Source organism: Nakamurella sp. GG22, from assembly GCF_052976845.2.
This window is the reverse complement of sequence record NZ_JBRIIO020000005.1, coordinates 108,664-131,872: the sequence shown is the minus strand read 5'-3', so window position 1 is coordinate 131,872 and position 23,209 is coordinate 108,664. Positions and strand designations below refer to the sequence as shown.

Below are 23,209 nucleotides of genomic sequence, written 5' to 3'. Positions count from 1 at the left end.
GCGGTGGAGTGAGCGGCGATGTGCCGGTGGATGGCTTATTCAGGTGACCCGGTCCTGGCTGAGGACTTGCTCTTCCGGCCAAGACATTCGTTGATCGACCAGAGTCTGCACTCCCGGTTGGGCGCGACGACCACCAATGGCGACGGGTTCGGCATCGGCTGGTACGGCGATAGGGGTTCACCCGCGGTGTTCAAGGCGATCGAACCTGCGTGGAACGACCAGAATCTGCGTGAACTCGCCGGCCAGGTGAGTACCCGCTTGCTGTTCGCGCACATCCGGGCATCGACCGGCACCGAGATCCAGCGCAGCAACTGTCACCCCTTCCGGTACGACCGGTGGTTGTGGATGCACAACGGGTCGATCAGCGACTTCCACAAGGTGAAGCGCGATCTGGTTCTCGCCATCGATCCGATGCTGTACCCGGACATCGAGGGATCGACGGATTCTGAGACCTTGTTCTTCCTCGCATTGACCTTCGGTTTGAAGGACGACCCACCAGGTGCGGTCGAGCGGGCGGTCGGATTCGTCGAAGACGTCGGCCGCCGTCATGGTGTCGACCATCCGATTCAGATGACCGTTGCCACCAGTGACGGTTCGTCGATCTGGGCGTTCCGCTACTCCAGCGCGGGCCGGTCGCGGTCGCTGTTCTATTCCACCGATGTGGTGACCCTTCGCCAGCAGCATCCGGAAGTGCCTGTGCTGCGGACACTCAGCGATGAGGCCCGCCTGGTGGTCTCCGAGCCACTGGGGGATCTGGAGGGAGCCTGGAACGAGGTGCCCGAGGCATCGTGGGGAGTCGTCAAAGCGGGCCAGGACGAACTCCATCCGTTCCGACCCGCTCCGCCGGGATAGCGGTCCAGGCGTCGCGGCCGCGACCGTGCGATCGACGTCATCACCGACGGCGCCGCGGCGGTCAGCACGGGATCACTGGCCGGCGGGGCGGCGTGACCCGAGGATGCAGAACTCGTTGCCCTCCGGGTCCGCGAGGACCACCCACGACTGGCTGCGTTGCCCCACATCGGCCCTGGTGGCGCCGAGCGCCAGGAACCGTTCCACCTCGGCGTTCTGGTTGTCCGGTCGAAGGTCGAGATGGAGCCGGTTCTTGACCGTCTTCGGCTCGGGCACGACACCGAAGATCAAACCCGGCAAACGGTCCTCGGTGGGCCGGATCTCCACCTCGTCGGTGGCCTCACTCAAGTAGGTCCATCCCAACGCGTCCGCCCACCACCGCCCGAGAGTCAGCGGATCTGCGCAATCGATGACGACCTGTTCCCACTCCACCGGCATCACCGAAGGGTAGATCCCCGACTCCGGACAGCGAACGGGTCCACCCGCCGTCGAGGACCCGGGGGACGATCTCTGCGGTGGTCGACCACATCACGGGCTGAGGCCGACGTCGTCGAAGCGGGTGATCGTCATATGTTCCTGAAAGGGAATTTCGGCGTGGACCAGTGTTCCAGCGCCGGCGGAACTGGTCACCGACAACGTGCCATCACTGGCCTCGACCCGGTCGAACAACCCCGTGAGTCCGGTACCGCCATTCGGATCCGCCCCACCGACGCCGTTGTCGCGAACGTCGATGACAAGCGTGCTGTCGTCGACACGGACATCGACACTTGCCCGATTCGCATGAGAATGCTTGGCCACGTTGGTCATCGCCTCGGCCACCAGGAAATAGGCGGTCGTCTCGATATGCGCTGGGAGGCGTGGCGCGACGACCGACAGGTCGACGGGCAGGGCGAGATCAGCCAACAGCGACTCGAGCCCGCTGCGGAGTCCGCCGCGCGTCAGCGCGGCAGGCAGGATTCCGCGGACGACGTCCCGCAACTCGCTGTTCGCCCGTTCGGCATTACTCAGTCCCTCTCGCAGCAGTGCAGACGCCGGGTCTTCGGGGGACAACAGGTCCCGCGCCAGTTTCAGCGCGATGATGGTGTGCACCAACCGTTGCTGCGCTCCGTCGTGGACATCGCGTTGCAGGCGGCGGCGGGTTTCGTCGGCGGTGGCCACCACCCGCGCACGGGACGCGGTCAGCTTGGCCCTGTTCTCGGCGTTGGCAATGGCCGCCGCGACGAGTTCCGCGAACGGGGTGAGCCGCTCCTCGCTTCCATCCGGTAACGGTGTGGCCGGGGTGCTCGCGGTGAGCGCGCCCCAGACGCGGCCCTCGACGACGACGGGAACGGCGACGCCCGCGCCGACGCCGACCGCGGTGGCGATCTCCGCCAGCGAGGTCCCCTCGAAAGTGTCGGCCCGACTGGGCCGCGCGGTGCGACGGACTGTGCCCAGATTGTTCTCGTCGTCGATCGGCACGGTCAGTCCCAGCGCCACCGGGCTGTTGCAGGCCGCGACGACCACCGCGTTGTCTGCCTCGAACCGCAACAGGGCCCCGGACAGGTTCCCCAACAGGGTCGACGCCTCGGTGGCGGCTGCGCGGAAGATCTCGTCGAGGACCGCGCCGCGCGCGACCAGTTCCGCGACGCGACGCAGCGCTGCCTGCTCCTCGGCCAGCAGCGTCAGTTCTTGGCGCGCGTCGGCAGCGGAGACCGCGGTCGCGGCGAGTTCGGCGAAGTTGGCCAGGTGTTGCTCGATCGGCCGCGGGAAAGCCTCACCCCGGCCCACCGCGACCAGAGCGCCCCACAGCGCGCCGCGGATGACGATCGGAACGGCCGCGCTGGCGGTGAACCCGTGACGCGCGGCAAGCTGCGGCCAGGCGCCGGACATTTCGGCAAGGTTGTCGATGCGTGCCGGCTGCGCTGTGCGCCACACCCGTTGCACCGCACCGTCACCGGTCCCTGGTGAGCGCATCCCGACCGCGATGCCTTCGGGTGCCCCGTCGAGTGCAATGATCTGGCTGCTGCCCTCCGGGCCGTATCGGAGCAGGGTCGTGAACTCGACGCCGGTCAGCGCCGCTGCTTCGCTGGCAACGGCTTGCAGCACCTGTTCCGCCGGCGCGTTATGGGCTGCCAGTTCAGCCACCCGGCGAAGAGCGGCCTGCTCGTCGGCGAGGTCCCGCAGCGTCTGACGCGCCTCGGTGGTGGCAATCGCGGTGCCTGCGAGTTCGGCGAAATGGGCAAGGTGCTCCTCGATGTCCTGGCGGAAGCCTCGCTGGTGTCCCAGGACGATCAACGCACCCCAGAGTTCGCCACGGATGACGATCGGCACCCCGGCGCTGGTCGTGAAGCCGTGGGCGCTCGCCATCTGGGGCCAGCGGCCGTCCATCTGACCCAGGTCGTCGATCAGGGCCGACCGTCCGGTGCGCCAGACCCGTTGCGCCGCGCCGTCACCGGTGCCCGGTGCGTGCATCCCGATGACGAAATCGGCGGGAGCCCGGTCCAGGGCCACGATCTGGCTTGCGCCGTGACGGTCGGCGTAGCGGACCACCATCCCGAACTCCACGCCTGCGAGCACGGATGTTTCTCTGGCAACGACCGCAAGAACCTCTTGCGCCCGTGCGTCACGGGCGGCCAACTCGGCAACCCGTCGCAACGCGGCTTGTTCGGCGGCCAGAGCCTGCAGTTGTCCACGGGCCTCACCGTTGACCACCGCCACGGCCATGATTCCGACGAATTGCCGCAGGCGGTGCTCGATGGTGGTCGCCAGCCGGTGGTCAGTACTCGTCGCGCTCAACACGCCCCACAACCGGACGCCGACGATGATCGGCACGCCGACCTCGGAAGAGCCACCATCATGATCACGACCGTCGGTCCCGTCGATCCGTCCGGTTCGTTCGGCGGCGTCGATCCGAGCGGGGCGCCTGGTTCGCACGATCGCTGCCAACAGACTTCCCTCGGCGATGCCGACCCGCGCGCCGACCGGCAGCAGACCGCCGCTGGTGGCGACGACGGTGTAATCCTGTGCCTCGTCAAATCGGATCAGGGTGGTCGGCTCGTCGATCAAGCCGGTCGCCTCGGCGGTGAGCGCGTCGAAGACCTCGTACTGGCCGACCCCCCGCGCCACCAATTCGGCAACCCGGCGCAAAGCGGCCTGCTCCTCGGCCAGGGCAAGCAGTTCGCCGCGGGCCTGGGCGCCGGCGATCGCCGCCGCGCCCGTGTCCGCGATGAGCGCCAGACGCCCTTCGGCCGCCGGCTGAAGCGCTGTCTCCATGGAACTCGCCACCAGGACGCCCCACGGTCGGCTGCCGACCGCAACCGGAACCCCCACCGACGCGCGGAGCCCGACCTGCTCGGCCAGTCGGTTGCCGGGTGGCTTGCGGTAATCGTCGATGCGCGCGGGTTGACCGGTCCGATGCACCTCGGCCGCCACGCCGCCCGGATCAACGATGACCCTCCTACCGGCCCGGGGAACATCCGCGTCGATGCCGTTGACCGCGAGCAGATCCGCCGAGCCCTCGTCGACGAACCGCATCAGGACGGTCGGCAGGCCATCCAGCAGCGCGGAAGCCGACCTGGCAATCGCTGCGAACACCTCAGGCGGCTGTGCACCGGCGGCCGCGATTTCGGCGATCTCCAGCAATTCAGCTTGCTCCCGCGCCCGTTCCCGCAGCTCGTCGTTGGCCTGCGCGTTGGCCAGGGCGGTGGACACCAATTGAGTGAAAGCAGCGATGCCGTCTTCGATGTCGTCAGCAAATGGCTCGTTCTGGGTTGAACCCAGCAGACTGACGCCCCACACCGTGCCGTGCAGCGTGATCGGGACACCGACGCACCACCGCAGCTTCTTTGCCGGCGCCGACCGGTCGAGTGGTCCACGCAGGGGCCATCCGTTCGCCCCGAACCGGAGGGCGAGGCCGCTGTCGCGCACCGCGCGGATGTCGTCGTGGAGCACCAGTCGTCGGCCAAGCGCGGACGGGTCTTCGACCATGTCCGAAACTGCGAGCACGACCGCGGTGTCACCGGTCTCGAAGCGCATCATCAGGCTGACATCGACACCGGCGAACTCCGCGATCACCTGGTTGATCACCGTGACGAGGTCCCGCTCCGACCCGCCGACCGCGACCTGGGTCGCGACTCGCCCCAGAGCAGCCTGCCGATGGGCTATTCGTGCCGCCTCAGCGCGCGACGGAACCTCGGCGACCGGAGTCCGGTCGGTCGGAGCGGGCGAGTAATAGCTGTGCAGGGAACTGATCCGGCCGCCGCGCAACCTGAGCACCTCGCACGTCACACCGTCCAAGCGCCAGGGCACGCCCGGCCGGTCCGGACGCGAAGGATCCGGAACCAGTGCCGCCGTCGGGTTGAGGAGCTGGAACTCCGACACCACGGCGTTGGGCGACTCGGCGACGACACGTCGGTTGGCGACTGCGATCCCGGGGTAGGCCCGGGTTATCCCGATGAGGTAGGTGCGCGCGACCACTCGTCCACGCAACACCCCGGCGTCGATGAGGACCTCCACGTCCTCGTCCAGCGTCTCCACCCAGGCATCGAAATCGCGAGCGTTGAACGCCTCGTAGTATCGGTCGACGACCGAGTCCCCCGTCGATGTTCTGCCGGCCGGTGGACCGCCTGCGGCAGCGCCGGCGCCAGGTGGCCGACTCGGATCGGTCCCGGCCTGGCTCGGTGTCACCGGCGGTCCCGGGAATGCAGATAGGTGAGAGCGGCCAGCACCCGTCGGTGCTCGGTGTCCGCGGCGGCGATACCCAACTTGCGGAAGATCGCCGTCACATGTTTCTCCACCGCCGCCTGGCTCATCAGCAACGACCTCGAGATCCCCAGGTTCGACAGGCCTTCCGCCATGGCGGCCAGAACGCTCCGCTCGCGCGGCGTCAGCGGATACAGCGCGTCACCCGGTGCGGGACGCCCCAACATCCGGGCGACGACCTCGGGATCGAGCGCGCTTCCACCGCCGGCCACCCGCTCGACGGCATCGAGAAAGGCCGAGACATCACCGACCCGTTCCTTGAGCAGATACCCGACACCCTCCGGACGATCACCGATCAGATCGATGACGAAACTCGGCTCGCAGAACTGAGACAGGATCAGCACACCGGTGCCGGGCAGCTGCCGGCGCACCTGCATGGCAGCGACCAATCCGTCGTCCTCGTGCCGCGGCGGCATGCGCACGTCGAAGATCGCCACGTCCGGCCGGAAGGCCAGTACCTCACGCAACAACTCCTCGGCATCGCCCGATTGCGCCACCACGTCGAGCCCAGCGCCCACCAGGATCCGGACGATCCCTTCCCGCAGCAGCACATCGTCCTCACCGATGCACACCCGCAGCCCCTGCCTGGGCAGTGTCGACGCCATCTGATCAGCCCTGTTCGATCCAGCGGCGGAGCTCAGCACCCGAGAGTTCGTCCTTCGGCACGAATCCCCACGCGCCCACCCTCCTCGCAGCGGTGGCATTCGACGGGTCGGAGTCCGAGGAGATCAGGACGACGCGGACCGGCCACGGTAGGGCGACCAGTCGTGCGGTGAGGGCGAAACCGTCACCGTCGGGCAGACCGATGTCGACCAGCGCCGTGTCGGGCTGTAGCTCCGCGGCCCGCTGCAGCGCCTCGGCAACGCTCCCGGCGAGGCCGACCACGGTATGACCCCAGCCGACGACGACCCGGGACGCGAGGTCACGGAAGTCCGCATCGTCATCGACGATCAACACCGAATGCGCCACCAATCGAGGATCGCACGGACATCCTCGCCCGAGGGTAGGGCTGGCCGGAAATGTTTTTCCGGCGAGCGGGCCTACTGGCTTCGCGTCCAGCGTTGGAACCTCATGAGGTCAACACACCGACCCGGGAGGCCTGAAATGGCGACAATCTCTGTAGGGCAGCAGAATTCGCAGCCGATCGAGCTGTACGTGGAGGACAACGGCGACGGCAGGCCGGTGGTCCTGCTCCACGGGTGGCCGCTGGACAGCCGGTCCTGGGAACCGCAATTCCACCCGCTGATCTCCGCCGGGTACCGCGTGATCACCTACGACCGGCGGGGTTTCGGACGATCGAGCCGCCCGACGGTGGGGTACGACTGGGACACCCTGGCCGCGGACCTGGACCAGGTGATGACGCAGCTCGACCTGCGCGACGCGACCGTTGTCGGGCTGTCCCTCGGCACCGGTGAACTGGCCAGGTACATCGGGACCAGCGGCACCGAGCGACTGCGCAGTTGCGTGTTCATCGAAAGCCTCGCACCGTCTTTCGCCAAGTCCGAGGCCAACCCGCAGGGCGTCGACGCCGCAGGTGTCGCGGGCGTCCAGAGCGCCATCCTGGACGACCGCTACACCTGGCTGACCGGACTGATCAACGACTTCCTCAACCTGGAGGACTACCAGGGCAAACGGGTCAGCGAGGCCACCGTCCGGGCGTTGTGGAACGCAGGCGTCGAAGCAGGCGCGTACGCGACCTGGGCGTGCCCGCCCGGCTGGCTGACCGATTTCAGCGACGACATCACGCATGTCGACGTGCCGACGCTGATCATCCACGGCACCGCCGATCGCATCCTGCCGATCGACGGGCAGGGCCGACGCCTGCACGCCGCGCTGCCGGATGCGACCTACGTCGAGATCGACGGCGGACCGCACCTGGGGGTGGTGACCCACGCCGAGGAGGTCAACAGCGCGCTGCTGACGTTCCTCGCCGACGCAGGCGCCGCCACGCCCACAACCTCGAGCTGAGTGCTCATGTTCGCCGGATTCACCGAACAGCGCGTGCCGACCGACCGCGGGTCGGTGTTCGCCCGGGTGGGCGGTGACGGTCCCCCGCTGCTGCTGTTGCACGGATACCCGCAGACCCATCTCATGTGGCATGCCGCCGCGGGTCTGCTGGCGGAGCAGTACACGGTCGTCGTCGTCGACCTACCCGGTTACGGTGCATCGTTCCGGCCCACGCCGGAGCCCGATCATGCGCCGCATTCCAAGCGAGCCCTCGCGGTCGACCTGGTCCAGGTGATGCGGGAGCTCGGCCACGAGAGCTGGGCTGTCGCCGGCCACGATCGCGGCGGGCGGATCGCCTACCGGATGGCACTGGACCACCCCACCCGGATCACCGCGGCCGCGGCCTTCGACGTGGTGCCGACCGGGGATGTGTGGGCGCGGGCCGACGCCCAGCTCTCGCTGCTGTACTGGCACTGGTCGTTTCTCGCGCAGCCGGCCCCGCTTCCGGAGCGGCTCATCGATGCCGATCCCGGCGCGTTCTTCGACCATCACGTGCGGGCACTGGGGATCGGGAGAACGCCGGGACGGTATCCCGCGGAGCTCGTCACCGCCTACCGGGAGTTGCTCGACGATCCGAGCACGGTGCAGGCGATCTGCGAGGACTACCGGGCCGGCGCCACCCTCGACCGCGAGCACGACGACGCCGATGTCGGCAAGCGCCGCATCGAGTGCCCGCTCCTGCTGCTGTGGAGCAGCCGCGGGGCGCTGCCCCGCCTCTACGGCGACGTGCTGGAGGTGTGGCGCCCCTGGGCGGACAACGTCACCGGCCGCGGCCTCGATGCCACGCACTTCCTGGTCGAGGACCAACCGGAGGAAGTCGCCAGGGAGATCCTGGCGCTGCTCTCGGCTGGTCGTTCGGATTTCCTTTCCCCTTTATCTGGATCATCGAGAGGCTCATCATGACAACGGATGTCGATTCATCGAACCGTAAGGACGACCTGACCGCCGGCCTGCAACGCACGGAAATTCAACGCCATGATTCCTCGATTCCCGGTCGGATCATCGTGCAGGTGCGGACCGAGATCCCGGTAGGGGTGTCATCGGGTTGGCACGTCCATCCCGGGGAAGAAGTCGGGTACATCGTCGAGGGCTCCGTTCAGATGGAGATCAAGGACCAACCCACACTGCAGTTGCAGGCCGGTGACGGGTTCCTGATCCCCCCGGGCGTTCCGCACAACGCGCTCGACCTCGGCCCCGGCACCGGCCAGATGCTGTCCACCTACATCGTCGATCCGAACGAGCCGCTAGCGTCGTTCACGCACTGATGCCGCCGTCGCGACCACAGCAGGAGCTCTCCACCGTGCACCTGACGGCCAATCTGTTCGGTCTGTCCTTCGGGCTCTGCGGCCTGGCTCAGTGTTGGTCCACCGCAAGCGCACTGGAGGGTGGTGTGCCGGCGTGGCCGGGTCTTCTGCTGTGGGCCCTGGCCGGCCTGGCATGGCTGATCACGGTGGTCGGCTACGGCGCCAATGTGGTTGCCACCGGCCGACTCCGAACCGAACTGACCGACCCGATCTTCACGCCGTTCACGGCATTGATCGGCATCGTGCCGATGCTGATCGGGGTGCCTCTGGCGAGCTACCAGCCCGTGGCGGGAGACGTCCTGTTCTTTGCTGGGCTGATCGTCACCGTTCTGCTCGGCGGCTGGTTGACCGGCGGCTGGATCCTGCAGGACATCACCCTGGCGCAGTGGCATCCCGGATACTTTCTCCCCACGGTGGCGGGCGGTCTGGTCGCGGCAGGCGGGAGTGCCGCCATGGGTTACGACCAGCTGGCAATGCTGATGTTCGGCTACGGCCTGGTGAGCTGGCTTGTTCTCGGATCAATCCTGATGCTGCGTCTGTTCACCCAGCCCGCGCTGCCGACGCCATTGATCCCGACGATGGCGATCGAGCTGGCTCCACCTGTCGTCGCAGGCACCGCCTGGTTCGCCATCAACGGGAATCGGCCTGACTCCGTCGCCTACCTGCTGGCCGGATACGGAATTCTCATGGTGATGATGCAGTTCCGCCTTGTCTCCGCCTATCGTCGGGTGCCTTTCGGTCCAGGCGCATGGGCGTATGCATTTTCCTACGCCGCGGCAGTCACGGTGGCCGTGCGGTGGCTGGCCGCAGCCGAGGTCAGCCAGCAGCTCGCACTGGCCTACGCACTTCTGGCCCTGATCACGCTGGCCATCGGACTGCTTCTCGTGATGACCATTCGCGGCCTCGTCGGCGCACGTATCTCCCGCGAACCGCCGGAAGCAGCAAGGCGCACCACGCCCGCACAGGTTCCGTCGCCAACCGGGCGGCGCGCTGAGTCGTTGCCGCCGAACGCGTCGGAGCAGATCCACCAGAATGCCACCCGAGATCTGAACCCAGCTACCCGACCTGGCGGGCTCGCTCGGTGAAGAATGGCGACTGGTACGGCACCACGTCGAACACCAGGCCCGAGGGGTCCTGCATCACCACCCACGTCCGGCCATCAGCGATCTTCACCGCGCCCAGGCCGGTCAACCGGTCGACCTCAGCGGCCACATCGTCGGTCTCGATATCCAGATGAAAGCGCGCCACGCCGGTGCCGATGTTCTGCAGTCCCACCCAGGACAGCGACGCCGCATCAGGCAGAGCTGTGAATTCCGGATGAGCTTCGACCTGCCTTGCCTCGGTCAGCAGTGCGGCCGCCCAGAAGTCGCGCGTTGCAGCGAACGTGTCGGCCGGTGCATCGACAACGACTTCCCGCAGCAGGATCCTGTGCATGCCGAGCTGATACCCAACCGCATTGACCACAACACCGATCCCCCAGCGTTCAGCTGAACGGCCCATGGTTCGTCGTGTCGGCATCCGGTCCCGCACGTGGGGTGATGCCCGCATCAGCCGGGTATCGGAGCACCGGACGGTGGAATGTTCTGGTTGAGGTGGAACACGTTGTGCGGATCGTAGATGTCCTTGACCGCCGTCAGTCGGGTGAGCTTCTCGGCCGAGTAGGCACGCCGGACACCGGCGGTTCCCTCGTTGCCCAGGACATTGACATAGACCCCGGAAGCGAACGGCTCCAGGGTGGCCGCGTAGGTCCGCGCGGTGCCGATCCGTACGTCGTCCTCGCCTGGGTCGGTCCACCCGGTGCTGGCACCGAGCTCGAAAGCCGTCTGGCGGTGGCTGAATGCGGTGTCGTCCTCGGCCACGTCACGGATCGCCCCGCCGTAGGCCTGCAGCCCGACCCCCGGAGCGAAGGGGCCGACGTCGACCACGGCCGCGATCGCGTCGATGGCCTCGTCGGTCAGCCCGCGGAAGTAGTGTCCCTTCGAATACCTCCGCCGTGCGTGACCGTCGAGAACGTCGTCGCGGGACTGCAATTCGAGGTACGTCATTTCTGTCACGCGCTCGGATGACGGGCGGCCCAACGCGCGCACCGCGGGAAGCAGAGCCTCACCCAGGTGCGTTTCCCCCACCCAGACATAGCCCAGCGTCGCGATGCCGCCGCCGATCCCCGCGGTGAACGTCGCCTCCCGTGGTGCCCCTTCCGCGAGGTCCCGCCACCCCCGCAGTGCGGACACCGCCTGGTCGACCGGGAAGTCCACCTCGACCGACAATGCTCTGGTGCCGATGTCATGCAGCCGGAACTCGAATTCGGTGACCACACCGAAGTTGCCTCCGCCGCCGCGCAACGCCCAGTAGAGGTCGGGGTTCTGCCCCTCGCTCACCCGCAGCACCTCGCCCGCCGAGGTGACGACCTCGAACGACGTGACGTTGTCGCAGGCCAGGCCCGCTTGCCTTGCGAGCCAACCCATTCCGCCGCCCAGGGTCAGTCCGCCGACACCGGTGTGCGACACGTTGCCGGCGGTCACCGCCAGCCCGTACTGCTGCGTTGCCCGGTCGAGCACACCGAGCAGTGCGCCGCCCTGGATGACCGCCGTGCGCCGGCCCGGGTCGACCCGCACCGCGCGCAGGGGCGTCAGGTCGATCATCAGCCCGCCGTCGGGGACGGCGTGACCGGCAGCGCTGTGTCCACCGCACTTGATGCCGATCTCCAGGCCTAACTCGGTCGCCGTCCGGACTGCCGTGACGACGTCCCGAACACTGGCGCACCGGACGATCACCCGCGGACGTCGGTCCACGATGGCGTTCCAGACCCTCCTGGCGTCGTCGTACTCCGGGTCGCCGGGGAGCAGCACCGACCCGTCGAGTGAGCCGGAAAGCGCGTGCGTGGCAGCGTCCATCATCCTCAGACCGAGATCCTCCCGGCGAGTCATCGGTGCGATGCTCCGCTGAGCTCGCGGTTGGCGCTGAAGGCACATGGACTGGGTACCGAGCGGCGAAGTGATGAGAATGAGAAGCTCGCACCGCCACCATCGGAGTGAGGGAAAGGTGCGAGGGATGACGGAGCGGGTCGACGAAGAGCAGCGTCCACCGGAAGACGCACTCGCAGACGGTGTCCAGGCCCGCCGGGGTGCAGGCTCCCCCGTCGCCAGAGCGCTACGGGAACTCGGCGCTGTTGACCGGGCCGTCTACCGGGCCGTCGCCGACACACCGACACCACTGCTGGACGCTCACGTGCGGCGGCTCTCGAACGCGGCGAATTACTCCCGTCTGTGGCTCGGAATATCCGCCGCTGTAGCAATAGTCGGCGGTCAACGCGGACGCCGAGCCGCGTTGGAAGGTGTCCTGGCGATCGGTGCCACCTCGGCAGCCGTCAATCTCGGGATCAAACCGATCGCCTCGCGGAAACGGCCCGAACGGGCATCGGCCACCTCGTCCGACGCCCGGTTCGTATCAATGCCGAAGTCCACGTCGTTCCCGTCGGGACATTCCGCTTCGGCGTTCGCGTTTGCCTACGCGGTCGGCCGACATGTGCCCGTGCTGGCCGTGCCGATCCGGTTGCTCGCCGGCGGGGTGGCCTACTCCCGAGTGCACACCGGGGTGCATTACCCGGGAGACGTCGCCATCGGGTCCATTCTCGGAGCCGGCACCGCGGCCATTGTGGCGGCCACGTCGGACGCTCTTCGCCGGTCACGGCGGAACACCGACTGAATGCGCCCAGAGTCGCAAGCAACAACCGGTGCACTCAGCCGACGCTGACCGCCGCGTTCTGTGCCGCAGTGGCAATGACGTCGGAAACGACGCCGGACTGCGAGACGAACAGCGCGTGGCTGTGCAACAGGCGGCATCTGTGGCCTACGACATCTGGCACAGCCTGCCGGCCGGGGACGACGCACCGGCCCGATCGAACGGTCTGCCGGGAACACAATGGCAGGACTCCATCGGCGCAATTTCTCACGCACCCTGAGATGGTAGGTCGTGTTCTGGACGAGACTCTCGCCGAGGATCCCTGCCCCGCCGAAAACAATCGTGTGCCTGCCGGGCTTCAACGGCGGCAAGAGGAGGCAGATTTGTCAGCGCTGCCGGACCGCGTAGGTCAGGTGGGTGACCCGCTGTGTCGATTCCGTGCGGACCGGTTCCAGTGCCACCCTGCCTGCGTCTACACCGTCGAACAGGCGGATTCCCGAGCCGAACAACACGGGCGAGAGGGCGATCGTGAATTCGTCGATCAGGCCGGCGTTCAGGTACTCCAGGATCGCCCGGCCGCCGCCCGCGATGCGCACGTCCCGGTCGCCGGCGGCCTCGCGGGCCCGGTCGAGCGCCGCCCCGATGCCGTCGTTGACGAAGTGGAAGGTGGTCCCACCCGGGCGTTCCCACGGGTCACGCTTCTGATGCGTCACGACGAAAACCGGTGTGTGGAAGGGCGCCTCCGCCGGCCACATCTGCTCGCCGGCGTCGAACATCCGCTTACCCATGACGCTCGCACCGGTGCGCTCGAAGGTTTCCCGCAGGATCTCGTTGTCGCGCCCTTCCTCGCCGCCCTCGCCGAGCTTCAGGTTCTCCCGGAAGAACCGCGTCGGGAACACCCACCGCTGCAACTCCACCCACTGCCGACCCATCAACTCCCCGAGCGACCCCGGCGCGATGAACCCGTCCAGCGACATCGAGACGCTGAAGAAGACCCGCCCGGCCATCAGCCCTCCACGTGGTTCCCCAGCAACTCGGTGACGTAGTCAGCCAGGTTGCCCAGTGTCTGTTGGCCGCCCTCGATCGCGTGGTACCTCTCTACCGCCTCGTCTCGCAGTTCCTTGGTGGGGAACACGGTGCGCATCTCGATGCGGGTTCCCGCACCGTCGGACGCGAACGCGAGGACCGACTCGAAGGCGTTCGGGTCATCGCGAGACTCTCCGTGCCGCAGCGTGATTCGATCCGGCGCGGCGATCTCGGTCCAGCGGATCCACTCCTGGTAGTCCGTCCCGTCCGGTCCGTGCATCACGAAGTCCCACTCCCCGCCGACCCGGAACTCAAACGCCCGGGTGGTGGTCGTGAACCCCTCCGGTCCCCACCAACGGGACAGGTGGCGGACCTCGGAGAACGCCTCGAACACCAACTCCCGTGGGGCGCTGATCGTCCGGGAGATCACGATCTCACGATCTGCAACGGACTGCGCCGTTGCTCTCCGAGCTGCTGCTGTCATCAGTCAGTCCTCCTGTTTGGTCGCCTTCAGGTCCTGCACGTACTCGTCCAGCCGATCGAAACTCTCGTTCCAGAACCGCTCGAACCCCCCGGTCCACTCGTGGACCGGTCGCAGCCCGCGGACGTCAAGGCTGTACACGCGCTGCTTGCCCGCCGTCCGGTCCCGGACCAGACCGACCTCCCGCAGCACCCGCAGATGTTTGGACGCGCCCGGCTGGGTCATCCCCAGCTCCCTCGCCAGTTCCGTCACCGGCCGCTCACCGCCGCGCAGCAGCACCAGGATCTTCCGGCGCTGCGGCTCGGCAATCGCGTTGAACACGTCCGACGTCGTCGCTGCCCGAGCCATGTCGGCAATCATATGCCGATATGGGCATACGTCAAGCGACGCCCGGCACGACAAGCGACGAATCCGCGTCTGTCACCAACGATGCCGAGGTCGGTACGTTCAGTCGATCCCCTCTACCGTCGGGAGTTCCCGGCCGCGTTTGACTGACAAACGCATTTCCCGGTCGGCCCGGTGTCAGGACACCACAGTGAACGTGGCCTTCTGATCTGCGTCGGAGCTGTTACCGACATAAACCTCGATGGCCCCGGTCTCGACAATGAACGTGGCCTGGTTGTCGTAGAAGCCGACGTCGGCCGTGCTGACGGTGAACCTCACCGTCCTCATTTCCCCGGACTCCAGCGTGACCCGGCGGAATCCGCGCAACCGCCGCACCGGTTGGGAGATGGAGGCCACCGGATCGTGCAGGTAGAGCTGCACGACCTCGTCACCGGCCACGGCGCCGGTGTTACTGACGTCCACCGCGACCTCGATCCGGCCGCCGCGCCGCTTCATCCGGTTGGAGCTGAGCCGCGGGGCGCTGATGGTGAATGTCGTATAGCTCAACCCGAAGCCGAAGGTGTAGAGCGGCCCGCTCGGCAGGTCGAGATACTTGGAGGTGTACTTGTTGTTCGGGTCCGCCGGCCGTCCGGTGTTCAGGTGGTTGTAGTAGATCGGGACCTGACCCACCGCCCGTGGGAACGACACCGGCAATTTGCCGCCCGGGTTCACTTTGCCGTACAGGACGTCCGCAACAGCGTTCCCGCCCTCGACACCCGGGGCCCACGCCTCCAGGATCGCGGTCGCCGTGTCTTGTGTCGACTGCAGGGTGAGCGGCCGGCCGTTGAAAAGCACCACCGCAACGGGCTTTCCGGCACCCACCACCGCTGCGAGCAAACCCTCCTGGACGCCGGGCAGGTCGATGTCGCTGCGGGCCGAGGCCTCCCCGCTCATCGCTGCGCTCTCGCCGAGCGCGAGGACGACCACATCCGCCGCAGCCGCCGCAGCTGCGGCCGCAGCGAACCCACTGGTGTCGTCGGACTCGATCTCGCAGCCCTGGGAATAACTGACCGCCGATGGATCTGCCGCCGCAGCCCTGATGCCGTCCAGCACGGTGACCGGCGGTGTGGTGCCGGCGCCGGTTCCGAGCCCTGACCAGGTGCCGTTGAGGTCGTAGGTCGCAGTGGCCAACGGGCCGATCACTGCGACCCTGGTCGCCGCGGGCAACGGCAGCAGAGCGTTGTCGTTCTTCATGAGGACCATCGACCTCCCGGCGGCCGCCCGGGCCTTGGCCCGCGCCGCTGGGGAGACGCTGACCACTTCTCTTGATTCATCGACGTAGGGACGGTCGAAAAGGCCGAGTGCGAACTTCACCCGCAAGATCCGGCGGACCGCGTCGTCGATCTCCCGCCGGGTGACACGCCCCTGATCCAGCAGGGACCGGCCGAAGTCCACGTAATTGGTGGACACCATTTCCATGTCGACCCCGGCGGTCAGACCCGCCGCTGCTGCATCGGCGCCGTCGCCCGCCACTCCGTGCATGATCAGTTCCTGGATGCCGGTGTAGTCGCTCACGACGAATCCGTCGAAACCATAGGCACCTTTGAGGATGTCGCGGAGCGTGTAGGAATTGGCATGCGCCGGCACGCCAGAAATGGCGTTGAACGCCGCCATCACCGTCGCCACGCCCGCCTCCACCGAGGCCTTGAACGGCGGAAGGTACTGGTTGTGCAGTTCGTGGACAGAGACGTCCACAGTGTTGTAATCGCGTCCTCCCTCAGCGCCGCCGTAGGCGACGTAATGCTTGGCACACGCGGCCAGCTTGTCGCGGGCGGAATAGTCGTCACCCTGATACCCCCGTACCTTGGCGACAGCCATCCGGGTGGTGAGGTACGGGTCCTCCCCGCTCCCCTCGGCGATCCGCCCCCAGCGCGGTTCGTGCGTGACATCCATCATCGGGGAATACGTCCAGGTGATCCCACTGCGCCGGGCCTCCGCCGCCGAGACCACTGCGTCGGTCTTGGCGACTCCCGGGTCGAAGCTGGAGGCCTGCGCCAACGGGATCGGAAAGTTGGTGGTGTATCCGTGGATGACGTCCAGGCCGAAGATCAGCGGGATGCGCAGTCGGGTGTTCTGGACCGACAGCCTCTGCAACCGGTTGAGTGTGGCGGCGCCGACCACCGAGAAGACCCCACCACAGGGCGCTCCGGTGGCCAGCGACGCCGTCGCCAATTCCGGCGTGCTCAGCAGTTGTAGCTGACCCAGCTTTTCCTCCAACGTCATCCTGCTCAGCAGTCGCTCAATTCTTCGGTCGGTACGCGACCGCCCCGCGGAAGTGACCGGAGCCGCGTGCTGGGTGGTGGTGGCAGCAGCGCCGGGGGCGGCCAGCAGGGAGGTCGAGAGTGCAGCCCCGACGGCGGTTCCGCCGAGGCCGACCAGTGCCGAGCGACGGGACATCTGATGATCAGTCATCGTTGACTCCTCCCAGCGGAGTGCCGGCCGGGGCGACTGGCAACGAGTCGATTTTGCTCGCGCAGGTTGCGGGCGGCATGACGATCGGATCAATACGCCCGTCCGCGTCAGAAGTCCGGTTTGAGCCCAAACCCCGACGGCTGTGACTCACTCAGAGGGACCTCGACCGGGTGCTCGGGGCAGTGTCCAGGAGTGCCGACGCGTCGTCTCCGCGGCGTCGATGATGACGTCGGCGACCCGCTTCGGCTTGGAGATCATGATGACGTGGGAGCCCTTGAGCATGGTGATCTCGGCGCCGGCCCTGTGAGCCATGGACACAAGGACGTCGCTCCCGGCGGCCTTGTCGCCGGTGGCATCACAGCCCAGCTCGGCAGCGACTTCCATACCGCCGGGCCCGACGCCTCGGAAACGCCGCATCGGCGGTCGGCCGCTGCGTGATCGCCATCAGCCTGGTCTGCCGGGCAGGGAGGTCGGCGGCGAACACTGCGCGGAATTTTGCGCGGTCGATCGAATACTCGACAGCGATTTGCGAGCCGACCCTGTGGGATAGTTCGTCGATACCAGAGCGGTATCCAGGACGCTGTCCTTCGACCCGGCCTCGACATCGATCAATCGTTCACCTTCGTCCGGCGCAAACCCGGAGACATACACCAAGCCGACGACGTTGCTCGCGCCGACGGCGGCGTTGGTGATCACGGCGGCTCCATAGGAGTGGCCCACCAGCAGCACCGGCCCGTCGACCTGGCTGAGAAAGCTGTGCAGATAAGCCGAGTCAGCGCTGAGACCGCGTAGCGGATTGGCGGGTGCTATGACCGGATAGCCCTTTCGGATCAGCCGCTCAGCGACACCGTTCCAGCCGGGCGCGTCGCGAACGCTCCGTGGACGAGAACGATGGTCGGCTTCGGCGCGGGGCGTGGACCTATCAGCTGTCGACAAAGGTCAACAGGTCTTTGTTGAATTCCTGCTCGTGGGCGCCGGTGAGTCCGTGGGGGGCACCGGGATAGATCTTGAGGGTCGCGTTCGGCACGATCCTGGATGACTTGAGGGCCGCTGCCCCGATCGGGACGATCTGGTCGTCATCTCCGTGGAGGATGAGGGTGGGGACGTCGATCCTCTTGAGGTCCTCGATGAGATCTGTCTCAGAGAAGGCCTTCACGCAGTCGTAGGCGCCTTTGAGACCGACTGTCATCGACATCAGCCAGAATGCGTCTCTTGCCCCTGCTGAAACCGTGGACCCGTCCCGGTTGGCTCCGTAGAACGGGTACGCCAGGTCGCGGTAGTACTGGGATCGATCGGTGAGCAGTCCGTTGCGGATCTCGTCGAACGGTGCGATGGGGAGCCCTTCAGGGTTGGCGTCGGTCTTGAGCATCAGGGGCGGGATGGCGCTGAGGAGGACCACTTTCGCCACTCGCGCCGTTCCATGGCGGCCGATGTACCGGGTGACTTCTCCGCCGCCGGTGGAGTGACCCACCAGAACGACGTTCTCGAGGTCCAGCGACTCGATGACTGCGGCGAGGTCGTCGGCGTAGTGATCCAGGTCATTTCCGCCCCACGGTTGGCTGGAGCGGCCACCGCCGCGACGGTCGTGCGCGACGGCCCGGAAGCCCTGCGAGGCCACATAGTTGGCGGGGCCGTCCCACACGTCCGAGGTCAAGGGCCACCCGTGGCTGAACACCACCGGCTGCCCGCTCCCCCAGTCCTTGTGGAAGATGTCGATGTCGTGGCCGTTTTCCTGGCCGACGGTGACTGTTGGCATTGGGGTTGCCCTTCTGTTGGTTTCTGACGGGAAATGGTTGTGTCGGAGGCGCATTCAGAATGGCAATTCGCGGGACGGACCACATCCCCACTGGCCCGACAGGTGAGTGGGGCTGCCCGGATCTCATGTCTCCGGACAGCCCTACCCCGGACACTCGTTTCGATGGGCCCGCTTCGAGCACAAGGGTCGAGTGGGCGTGTCTCATGCCGCCGCAGTGAGTGCGCGAGAAGCGCTAGGGCGCAATCAGAGCGTAGGACTGCCCATCGAGCGGGAGCTTCGCGCGCAACATGGTCCCACCTCCCGCGGGGCTGGTCACCGTCAAGGTTCCGTTTCCGGCTTCGACCCGGTCGAGTAGTCCGGTCAGGCCGGATCCGTCACCGGGGACCGCACCACCCACGCCGTCATCTGCGATATGGATGATCAAGGTCGAATTCTCGACCTTGATGTCCACGGTGGCGCGGTTCGCCTGCGCGTGTTTCACGACATTGGTGATCGCTTCGGCAACGATGAAGTACGCGGTTGTTTCTATCTGCGGTGAGAGCCTCGGGGCGCCCACCGTGAGCTCGACCGGTAGCGCGAGGTCGAGCAGGAGCGACTCCAGGCCGCTGCGCAGGCCGCCGCGGGTCAGTGAAGCGGGCAGGATGCCGTGGACGATGTCCCGCAGTTCTTTGCTCGCCCGTTCGGCATTACTCAGGGCCTCGTTCACCAACTCGTTGGTGGACCGGCCCTCCAACGCAGCCTCGCGCGCCAGTTTCAGGACGATGATGGTGTGCACCAACCGTTGTTGGGCACCGTCGTGGACGTCCCGTTGAATCCGTCGACGGGTCTCGTCGGCAGTGGCGATGACGCGCGCACGGGAGGCGGTGAGCTTCGATTTGTTCTCGGCATTCACGACAGCGACGGCGGTCAACTCGGCGAAGGGTCTCAGCTTCTCCTCACTTCCTGCTGGAAGCGGTGGACCCGAAGTGACCACGGTGAGGGCACCCCAGGTGTGCCCTTCGACGGTGACCGGCACCTTGACCACCCTGTCGCCCGCGTCCACGGGAATTCCGCCCGGGACGCGCGGGCCCGTGGGGCGGAGGACATCGGGGTCGCGTTCAAAGCTTGGCTTAACGGGCATTCGACGTTCGCGGGGTGTTCGATCGTTGGTACTCGCGACCACAGTGGCATCTGCGGCTCGCTCGTAACGCAGCAGTGTCGCGGCCGCATCACCGAGCAGCGAGGAGGTCTCGGTCGTCACGGCGTTGAAGATCTGATCCAACTCGACACTGCGGGCGACGAGCTCTGCCACCCGTCGCACGGCGGCTTGTTCGCCGGCGAGCTGCCTGAGCCCCTGGCGTGCGTCGGCTGCGGACACCGCCGTTGCCGCCAAGTCAGCGAAGTTGGCCAGGTGCTCCTCGATGGGCAGCGGGAAAGCCTCGGCTCGTCCGACCACGACCAACGCTCCCCAGAGTTGTCCGTGCAGGACGACCGGCACCGCTGCGCTCGCAGTGAACCCTTTACTGTGCGCCAGCAGCGGCCAGACTCCCGTCATCTCGGCGAGCTTGTCCACCCTGGCGGGTCGCCCGGTGCGCCAGACTCGTTGCACGGCAGCATCACCCGTCCCTGGCGAACGCATACCGACCGTGATGCCTTCCGGAGCTCCGGCCGCAGCGACGATGACGGTGCTGCCATCCCGGCCGTAGCGCAGCAGGGTGGTGAACTCGACCCCGGCCAACGCCGACGCTTCTGCGGCGACAGCCGCAAGAACGTCCTCGGCCGGCGCCTCGCGCGCGGCAAGCTCGGCGACGCGTCGGAGCGCGGCCTGCTCGTCAGCCAGCAACCTGAGTTCCTGCCGTGCGTTGGCGGCGCCAATGGCCGTCGCGGCAAGCTCGGCGAAATTCACCAGGTGCTCCTCGACTGCCCGCGGGACGGGGCCGTCGCGACCGCAGACGATCAAGGCACCCCACAGCACGCCGTGAATGACGATCGGCACCCCGGCACTGGCCTTGAACCCGCGCTCGTGGGCCAACCCCGGCCACAGACCGGTCATCTCGCCGAGGTCGTCGACCCGCGCGACCCGGCCGGTGCCCCAATCCCGTTGCACCGCACTTTCCCCAGTGCCTGGCGCCCGCATCCCGACCGCGAAGTTGTCGGGCGCACCGTTGAGCGCAACGATGCGGTTCGCACCGTCCATGCCCTCGTACTTCAGCACCATTCCGAACTCGACACCCGCAAGTCCGGACGCCTCGACCGCCACGGCCCGCAGCACCTCTTCTGCTGGAGCGTCGTGAGCGGCGAGTTCTGCAACCCTGCGGAGTGCGGCTTGTTCATCGGCGAAATCCCTGAGCCGGCCATGTGCCTCGGCGTTCGCGACGGCAACAGCCATCAGACCGCCGAACTGCTGCAGGCTCTGTTCCGCGGTCGTCAGAAGCCGGCGACGGGCTGTCGCTGCACTCAGCACACCCCACACTCGGACACCGACAATGATCGGCACGCCCACGCTGGATGTGAGACCGTCAAGGTGGTAACCATGCTGTTCGGGTGCCTCGACGAACCGCTCTACCCTGGCCGCACTTCGCGTCCGCAGGACCTCCGACACCACGCTGTCGTCGTCCGTTGGCAATTCGATGCGAGTGCCGATCGCCGCCATATCGCTGCTGCTTCCGACCACTGTGCAGGAGTTCGCTTCGTCGAGTCGAACCAGCGTGGTGTCCTCGTCGATGATCCTCGCCGCCTCCGCGCAGACGGCGTCGTATATCTGGTTGTCCTCCGGCGCGCGCGCGATGACTTCTGCGACACGCCGCAGCGCCGCTTGTTTCTCGGCGAGAGCCCGCAGCTCGGCGCGCGCTTGAGCACCGGCGATGGCCGTGGCGACGGTCCCGGCAAACTGGGTGAGCCGACTCTCGATGTCGGACGGCAGCGGCCCGTCCATCGATGTCGCGGCCAGCACGCCCCACAACTGACCATCCACCGAGACCGGCACCCCGGCGGACGCATGGAGTTTGGCGATGTCGTTGGCGAATCGGTTGCCCGGTGCATCTCGGTAGTTGTCGATGCGGGCAGGCCGGCCGGTGCGCTGGACCCGCGCCGTGACGCTTCCCGGGTCGATCACCAGTCTTTCACCGGTCGCCGGAATCCCCGGGCCACTGAACGCGAGGACGTCCGCCACCTCGGAGTCGACAAACCGCATCAGGGTGGTCAGCTGACCGTTCAGCACCGTGGATGCTGATCGTACGACTGCGGCGAAGACCTCCATCGGGTCCGCACCGGCCGCCGCGATCTCCGCGACGTGGAGAAGCTCCGTTTGTTCGCGCGCTCGTTCCCGCAGTTCGTCATTGGCTTGCGCGTTGGCCAGGGCGGTGGATGCCAACTGGGTGAAAGCGATGATGCCGTCCTCGATGTCGTCGGCAAACGACTCATGCTGACTGGAGCCGAGCAGACTGATCCCCCACACCCTGCCGTGCAGCATGATCGGGACACCGACACACCAACGAAGTCTCTGGCCGGGTGCCGAGTGGGTGGCGGACTTCTGAAGGGGCCATCCGTTCGCACCGAATCGCAGTGTGCGCCCGCTGTCCCGTACCGCTCGAATGTCATCGGAGATGACCAACCGTTCGCCGATGGGGACGGGGCCATCCAGCAAGCCCGACACTGCGATGAGCACCGCTGTGTCGTCGGCTTCCACACGCATCATCAGGCTGACGTCGACACCGGCGAACTCCGCGATCACCTCGTTGATCACCGCAACGAGGTCTCGTTCCGTGGCACCGCCGGCAACCTGGGTCGCGACCCGCCCGAGCGCCGCCTGCCGGTGGGCTATTCGGGCGGCCTCTGCGCGCGACGGCACCAGGGCGATCGGGGTTCGGTCGGTGACAGCCGGGGAGTAATAACTGTGCAGCGAGACCAGCCGGTTCCCTCGCACCCGGAGGACCTCACAGTTCACACCGTCAAGATTCCACGCGGCAGTTGGGTCGGTTGGACTCGAACCATGAGCCTCCGGCACCGCTATCGGGTTGGTGAGCTGGAATTCCGACACCACCGCGTCGCTGGAAGCGGCGACAACCCTGCGGGAGGAGACGGTGACCCCGGGGTATGCCTGCAGGATGCCGCTCATGTAGGCGAGGGCCGCCTGCCGGCCCCGCATCACCCTGGCATCGACAACGACCTCCACGTCTTCGTCAAGGATCTCCAGCCACGCGTCGAGATCCCGGGCGTTGAATGCGGCGTAGTACCGATCAGCAAGTGTCAGCGGAGCGGTATCGCCGGGCGCTGAGGGCTCGGTCATCGACGTGCCCGACGCTTCAGGTGGCACGCCACTGCGTCCGCCCCCGCCGCCGTCGCGGCGACGTCACGGAAGGCAACGTCACGAAAGGCAACGTCACGGAAGGCAAGGTCGTCATCCACAACAACACCTGATACGCCACAGGCTCAGGGTTTCACGGACTTCGGAGGCATGAGGTAGGGCTGACCGGAAACTTCGCCGACAGAGATCGGGCTAGCCCTACCCCTTTTATGGCGGGCCAGATCGTCAATCACGGCGATGGGCGGCATCGTCATCACCACTGGTCCGAACCGTCACCGAACGAC

Annotated in this window: 20 protein-coding genes; 6 read left to right on the top strand and 14 right to left on the bottom strand. The window is 67.0% G+C overall.

Annotation, left to right across the window (positions count from 1 at the left end):
- Positions 1 to 30: 30 nt before the first annotated feature.
- Positions 31 to 852, top strand: a complete 822-nt coding sequence (locus ACVBEQ_RS07950) for a class II glutamine amidotransferase (RefSeq protein ID WP_447152781.1) — start codon at positions 31 to 33, stop codon at positions 850 to 852.
- A 72-nt stretch (positions 853 to 924) separates the two neighbouring features.
- Here ACVBEQ_RS07950 and ACVBEQ_RS07945 read toward each other — a convergent pair whose 3' ends face one another.
- The 4 genes from ACVBEQ_RS07945 to ACVBEQ_RS07930 form a co-directional block, all read right to left on the bottom strand.
- Positions 925 to 1,287 (bottom strand): VOC family protein, encoded by a 363-nt coding sequence (locus ACVBEQ_RS07945; protein ID WP_447152780.1) that lies wholly within the window; start codon positions 1,285 to 1,287, stop codon positions 925 to 927.
- A 90-nt stretch (positions 1,288 to 1,377) separates the two neighbouring features.
- Positions 1,378 to 5,514 carry a GAF domain-containing protein gene (locus ACVBEQ_RS07940; RefSeq protein ID WP_447152779.1) on the bottom strand — a complete coding sequence of 1,379 codons (4,137 nt, stop codon included), beginning with the start codon at positions 5,512 to 5,514 and terminating at the stop codon, positions 1,378 to 1,380.
- On the bottom strand, positions 5,511 to 6,194 hold the full coding sequence (locus ACVBEQ_RS07935) for a response regulator transcription factor (RefSeq protein ID WP_447152778.1): 684 nt from the start codon (positions 6,192 to 6,194) through the stop codon (positions 5,511 to 5,513). The genes ACVBEQ_RS07940 and ACVBEQ_RS07935 overlap by 4 nt, the downstream gene beginning before the upstream one ends.
- A gap of 4 nt (positions 6,195 to 6,198) precedes the next feature.
- On the bottom strand, positions 6,199 to 6,558 hold the full coding sequence (locus ACVBEQ_RS07930; protein ID WP_447152777.1) for a response regulator: 360 nt from the start codon (positions 6,556 to 6,558) through the stop codon (positions 6,199 to 6,201).
- A gap of 135 nt (positions 6,559 to 6,693) precedes the next feature.
- On the opposite strand from ACVBEQ_RS07930, the gene ACVBEQ_RS07925 reads away from it, so the two are divergent.
- From ACVBEQ_RS07925 to ACVBEQ_RS07910, 4 genes are read left to right on the top strand one after another with little or no spacing between them, the layout of a single operon-like run.
- The gene (locus tag ACVBEQ_RS07925) at positions 6,694 to 7,557 is read left to right on the top strand and encodes an alpha/beta fold hydrolase (RefSeq protein ID WP_447152776.1); all 864 of its coding nucleotides are present in this window, start codon (positions 6,694 to 6,696) and stop codon (positions 7,555 to 7,557) included.
- 6 nt (positions 7,558 to 7,563) lie between these two features.
- Positions 7,564 to 8,499, top strand: a complete 936-nt coding sequence (locus ACVBEQ_RS07920; protein ID WP_447152775.1) for an alpha/beta fold hydrolase — start codon at positions 7,564 to 7,566, stop codon at positions 8,497 to 8,499.
- A complete protein-coding gene (locus tag ACVBEQ_RS07915; RefSeq protein ID WP_447152774.1) occupies positions 8,496 to 8,861 on the top strand; it encodes a cupin domain-containing protein in 366 nt (121 codons plus the stop codon). Before ACVBEQ_RS07920 ends, ACVBEQ_RS07915 begins: the two co-directional genes overlap by 4 nt.
- Positions 8,861 to 9,985: an SLAC1 family transporter gene (locus tag ACVBEQ_RS07910; protein WP_447152773.1), complete on the top strand. Its 1,125-nt coding sequence runs from the start codon at positions 8,861 to 8,863 to the stop codon at positions 9,983 to 9,985. The genes ACVBEQ_RS07915 and ACVBEQ_RS07910 overlap by 1 nt, the downstream gene beginning before the upstream one ends.
- On the opposite strand, the gene ACVBEQ_RS07905 is transcribed toward ACVBEQ_RS07910, so the two are convergent.
- The gene (locus ACVBEQ_RS07905; protein WP_447152772.1) at positions 9,957 to 10,430 is read right to left on the bottom strand and encodes a VOC family protein; all 474 of its coding nucleotides are present in this window, start codon (positions 10,428 to 10,430) and stop codon (positions 9,957 to 9,959) included. The genes ACVBEQ_RS07910 and ACVBEQ_RS07905 overlap by 29 nt on opposite strands.
- Positions 10,431 to 10,447: 17 nt before the next feature.
- Positions 10,448 to 11,794: an FAD-binding oxidoreductase gene (locus ACVBEQ_RS07900; protein WP_447152882.1), complete on the bottom strand. Its 1,347-nt coding sequence runs from the start codon at positions 11,792 to 11,794 to the stop codon at positions 10,448 to 10,450.
- Between the two features lie 157 nt (positions 11,795 to 11,951).
- Here ACVBEQ_RS07900 and ACVBEQ_RS07895 point away from each other — a divergent pair, with 157 nt between their 5' ends.
- Positions 11,952 to 12,605 carry a phosphatase PAP2 family protein gene (locus ACVBEQ_RS07895; protein WP_447152771.1) on the top strand — a complete coding sequence of 218 codons (654 nt, stop codon included), beginning with the start codon at positions 11,952 to 11,954 and terminating at the stop codon, positions 12,603 to 12,605.
- A 362-nt stretch (positions 12,606 to 12,967) separates the two neighbouring features.
- Here ACVBEQ_RS07895 and ACVBEQ_RS07890 read toward each other — a convergent pair whose 3' ends face one another.
- The 8 genes from ACVBEQ_RS07890 to ACVBEQ_RS07855 form a co-directional block, all read right to left on the bottom strand.
- On the bottom strand, positions 12,968 to 13,588 hold the full coding sequence (locus ACVBEQ_RS07890) for a dihydrofolate reductase family protein (RefSeq protein ID WP_447152770.1): 621 nt from the start codon (positions 13,586 to 13,588) through the stop codon (positions 12,968 to 12,970).
- The gene (locus tag ACVBEQ_RS07885) at positions 13,588 to 14,091 is read right to left on the bottom strand and encodes an SRPBCC family protein (protein ID WP_447152769.1); all 504 of its coding nucleotides are present in this window, start codon (positions 14,089 to 14,091) and stop codon (positions 13,588 to 13,590) included. Before ACVBEQ_RS07885 ends, ACVBEQ_RS07890 begins: the two co-directional genes overlap by 1 nt.
- Positions 14,092 to 14,094: 3 nt before the next feature.
- Positions 14,095 to 14,436, bottom strand: a complete 342-nt coding sequence (locus tag ACVBEQ_RS07880) for an ArsR/SmtB family transcription factor (RefSeq protein WP_447152768.1) — start codon at positions 14,434 to 14,436, stop codon at positions 14,095 to 14,097.
- 174 nt (positions 14,437 to 14,610) lie between these two features.
- The gene (gene bglX / locus ACVBEQ_RS07875; RefSeq protein WP_447152881.1) at positions 14,611 to 16,869 is read right to left on the bottom strand and encodes a beta-glucosidase BglX; all 2,259 of its coding nucleotides are present in this window, start codon (positions 16,867 to 16,869) and stop codon (positions 14,611 to 14,613) included.
- A gap of 162 nt (positions 16,870 to 17,031) precedes the next feature.
- Positions 17,032 to 17,301: a hypothetical protein gene (locus tag ACVBEQ_RS07870; RefSeq protein WP_447152767.1), complete on the bottom strand. Its 270-nt coding sequence runs from the start codon at positions 17,299 to 17,301 to the stop codon at positions 17,032 to 17,034.
- A 27-nt stretch (positions 17,302 to 17,328) separates the two neighbouring features.
- Positions 17,329 to 17,820, bottom strand: coding sequence for an alpha/beta fold hydrolase (locus ACVBEQ_RS07865; RefSeq protein ID WP_447152766.1), 492 nt, complete (start codon positions 17,818 to 17,820; stop codon positions 17,329 to 17,331).
- Positions 17,807 to 18,640, bottom strand: coding sequence for an alpha/beta fold hydrolase (locus tag ACVBEQ_RS07860; RefSeq protein WP_447152765.1), 834 nt, complete (start codon positions 18,638 to 18,640; stop codon positions 17,807 to 17,809). The genes ACVBEQ_RS07865 and ACVBEQ_RS07860 overlap by 14 nt, the downstream gene beginning before the upstream one ends.
- Positions 18,641 to 18,872: 232 nt before the next feature.
- On the bottom strand, positions 18,873 to 22,907 hold the full coding sequence (locus ACVBEQ_RS07855; protein ID WP_447152764.1) for a GAF domain-containing protein: 4,035 nt from the start codon (positions 22,905 to 22,907) through the stop codon (positions 18,873 to 18,875).
- Between the last annotated feature and the right edge of the window lie 302 nt (positions 22,908 to 23,209).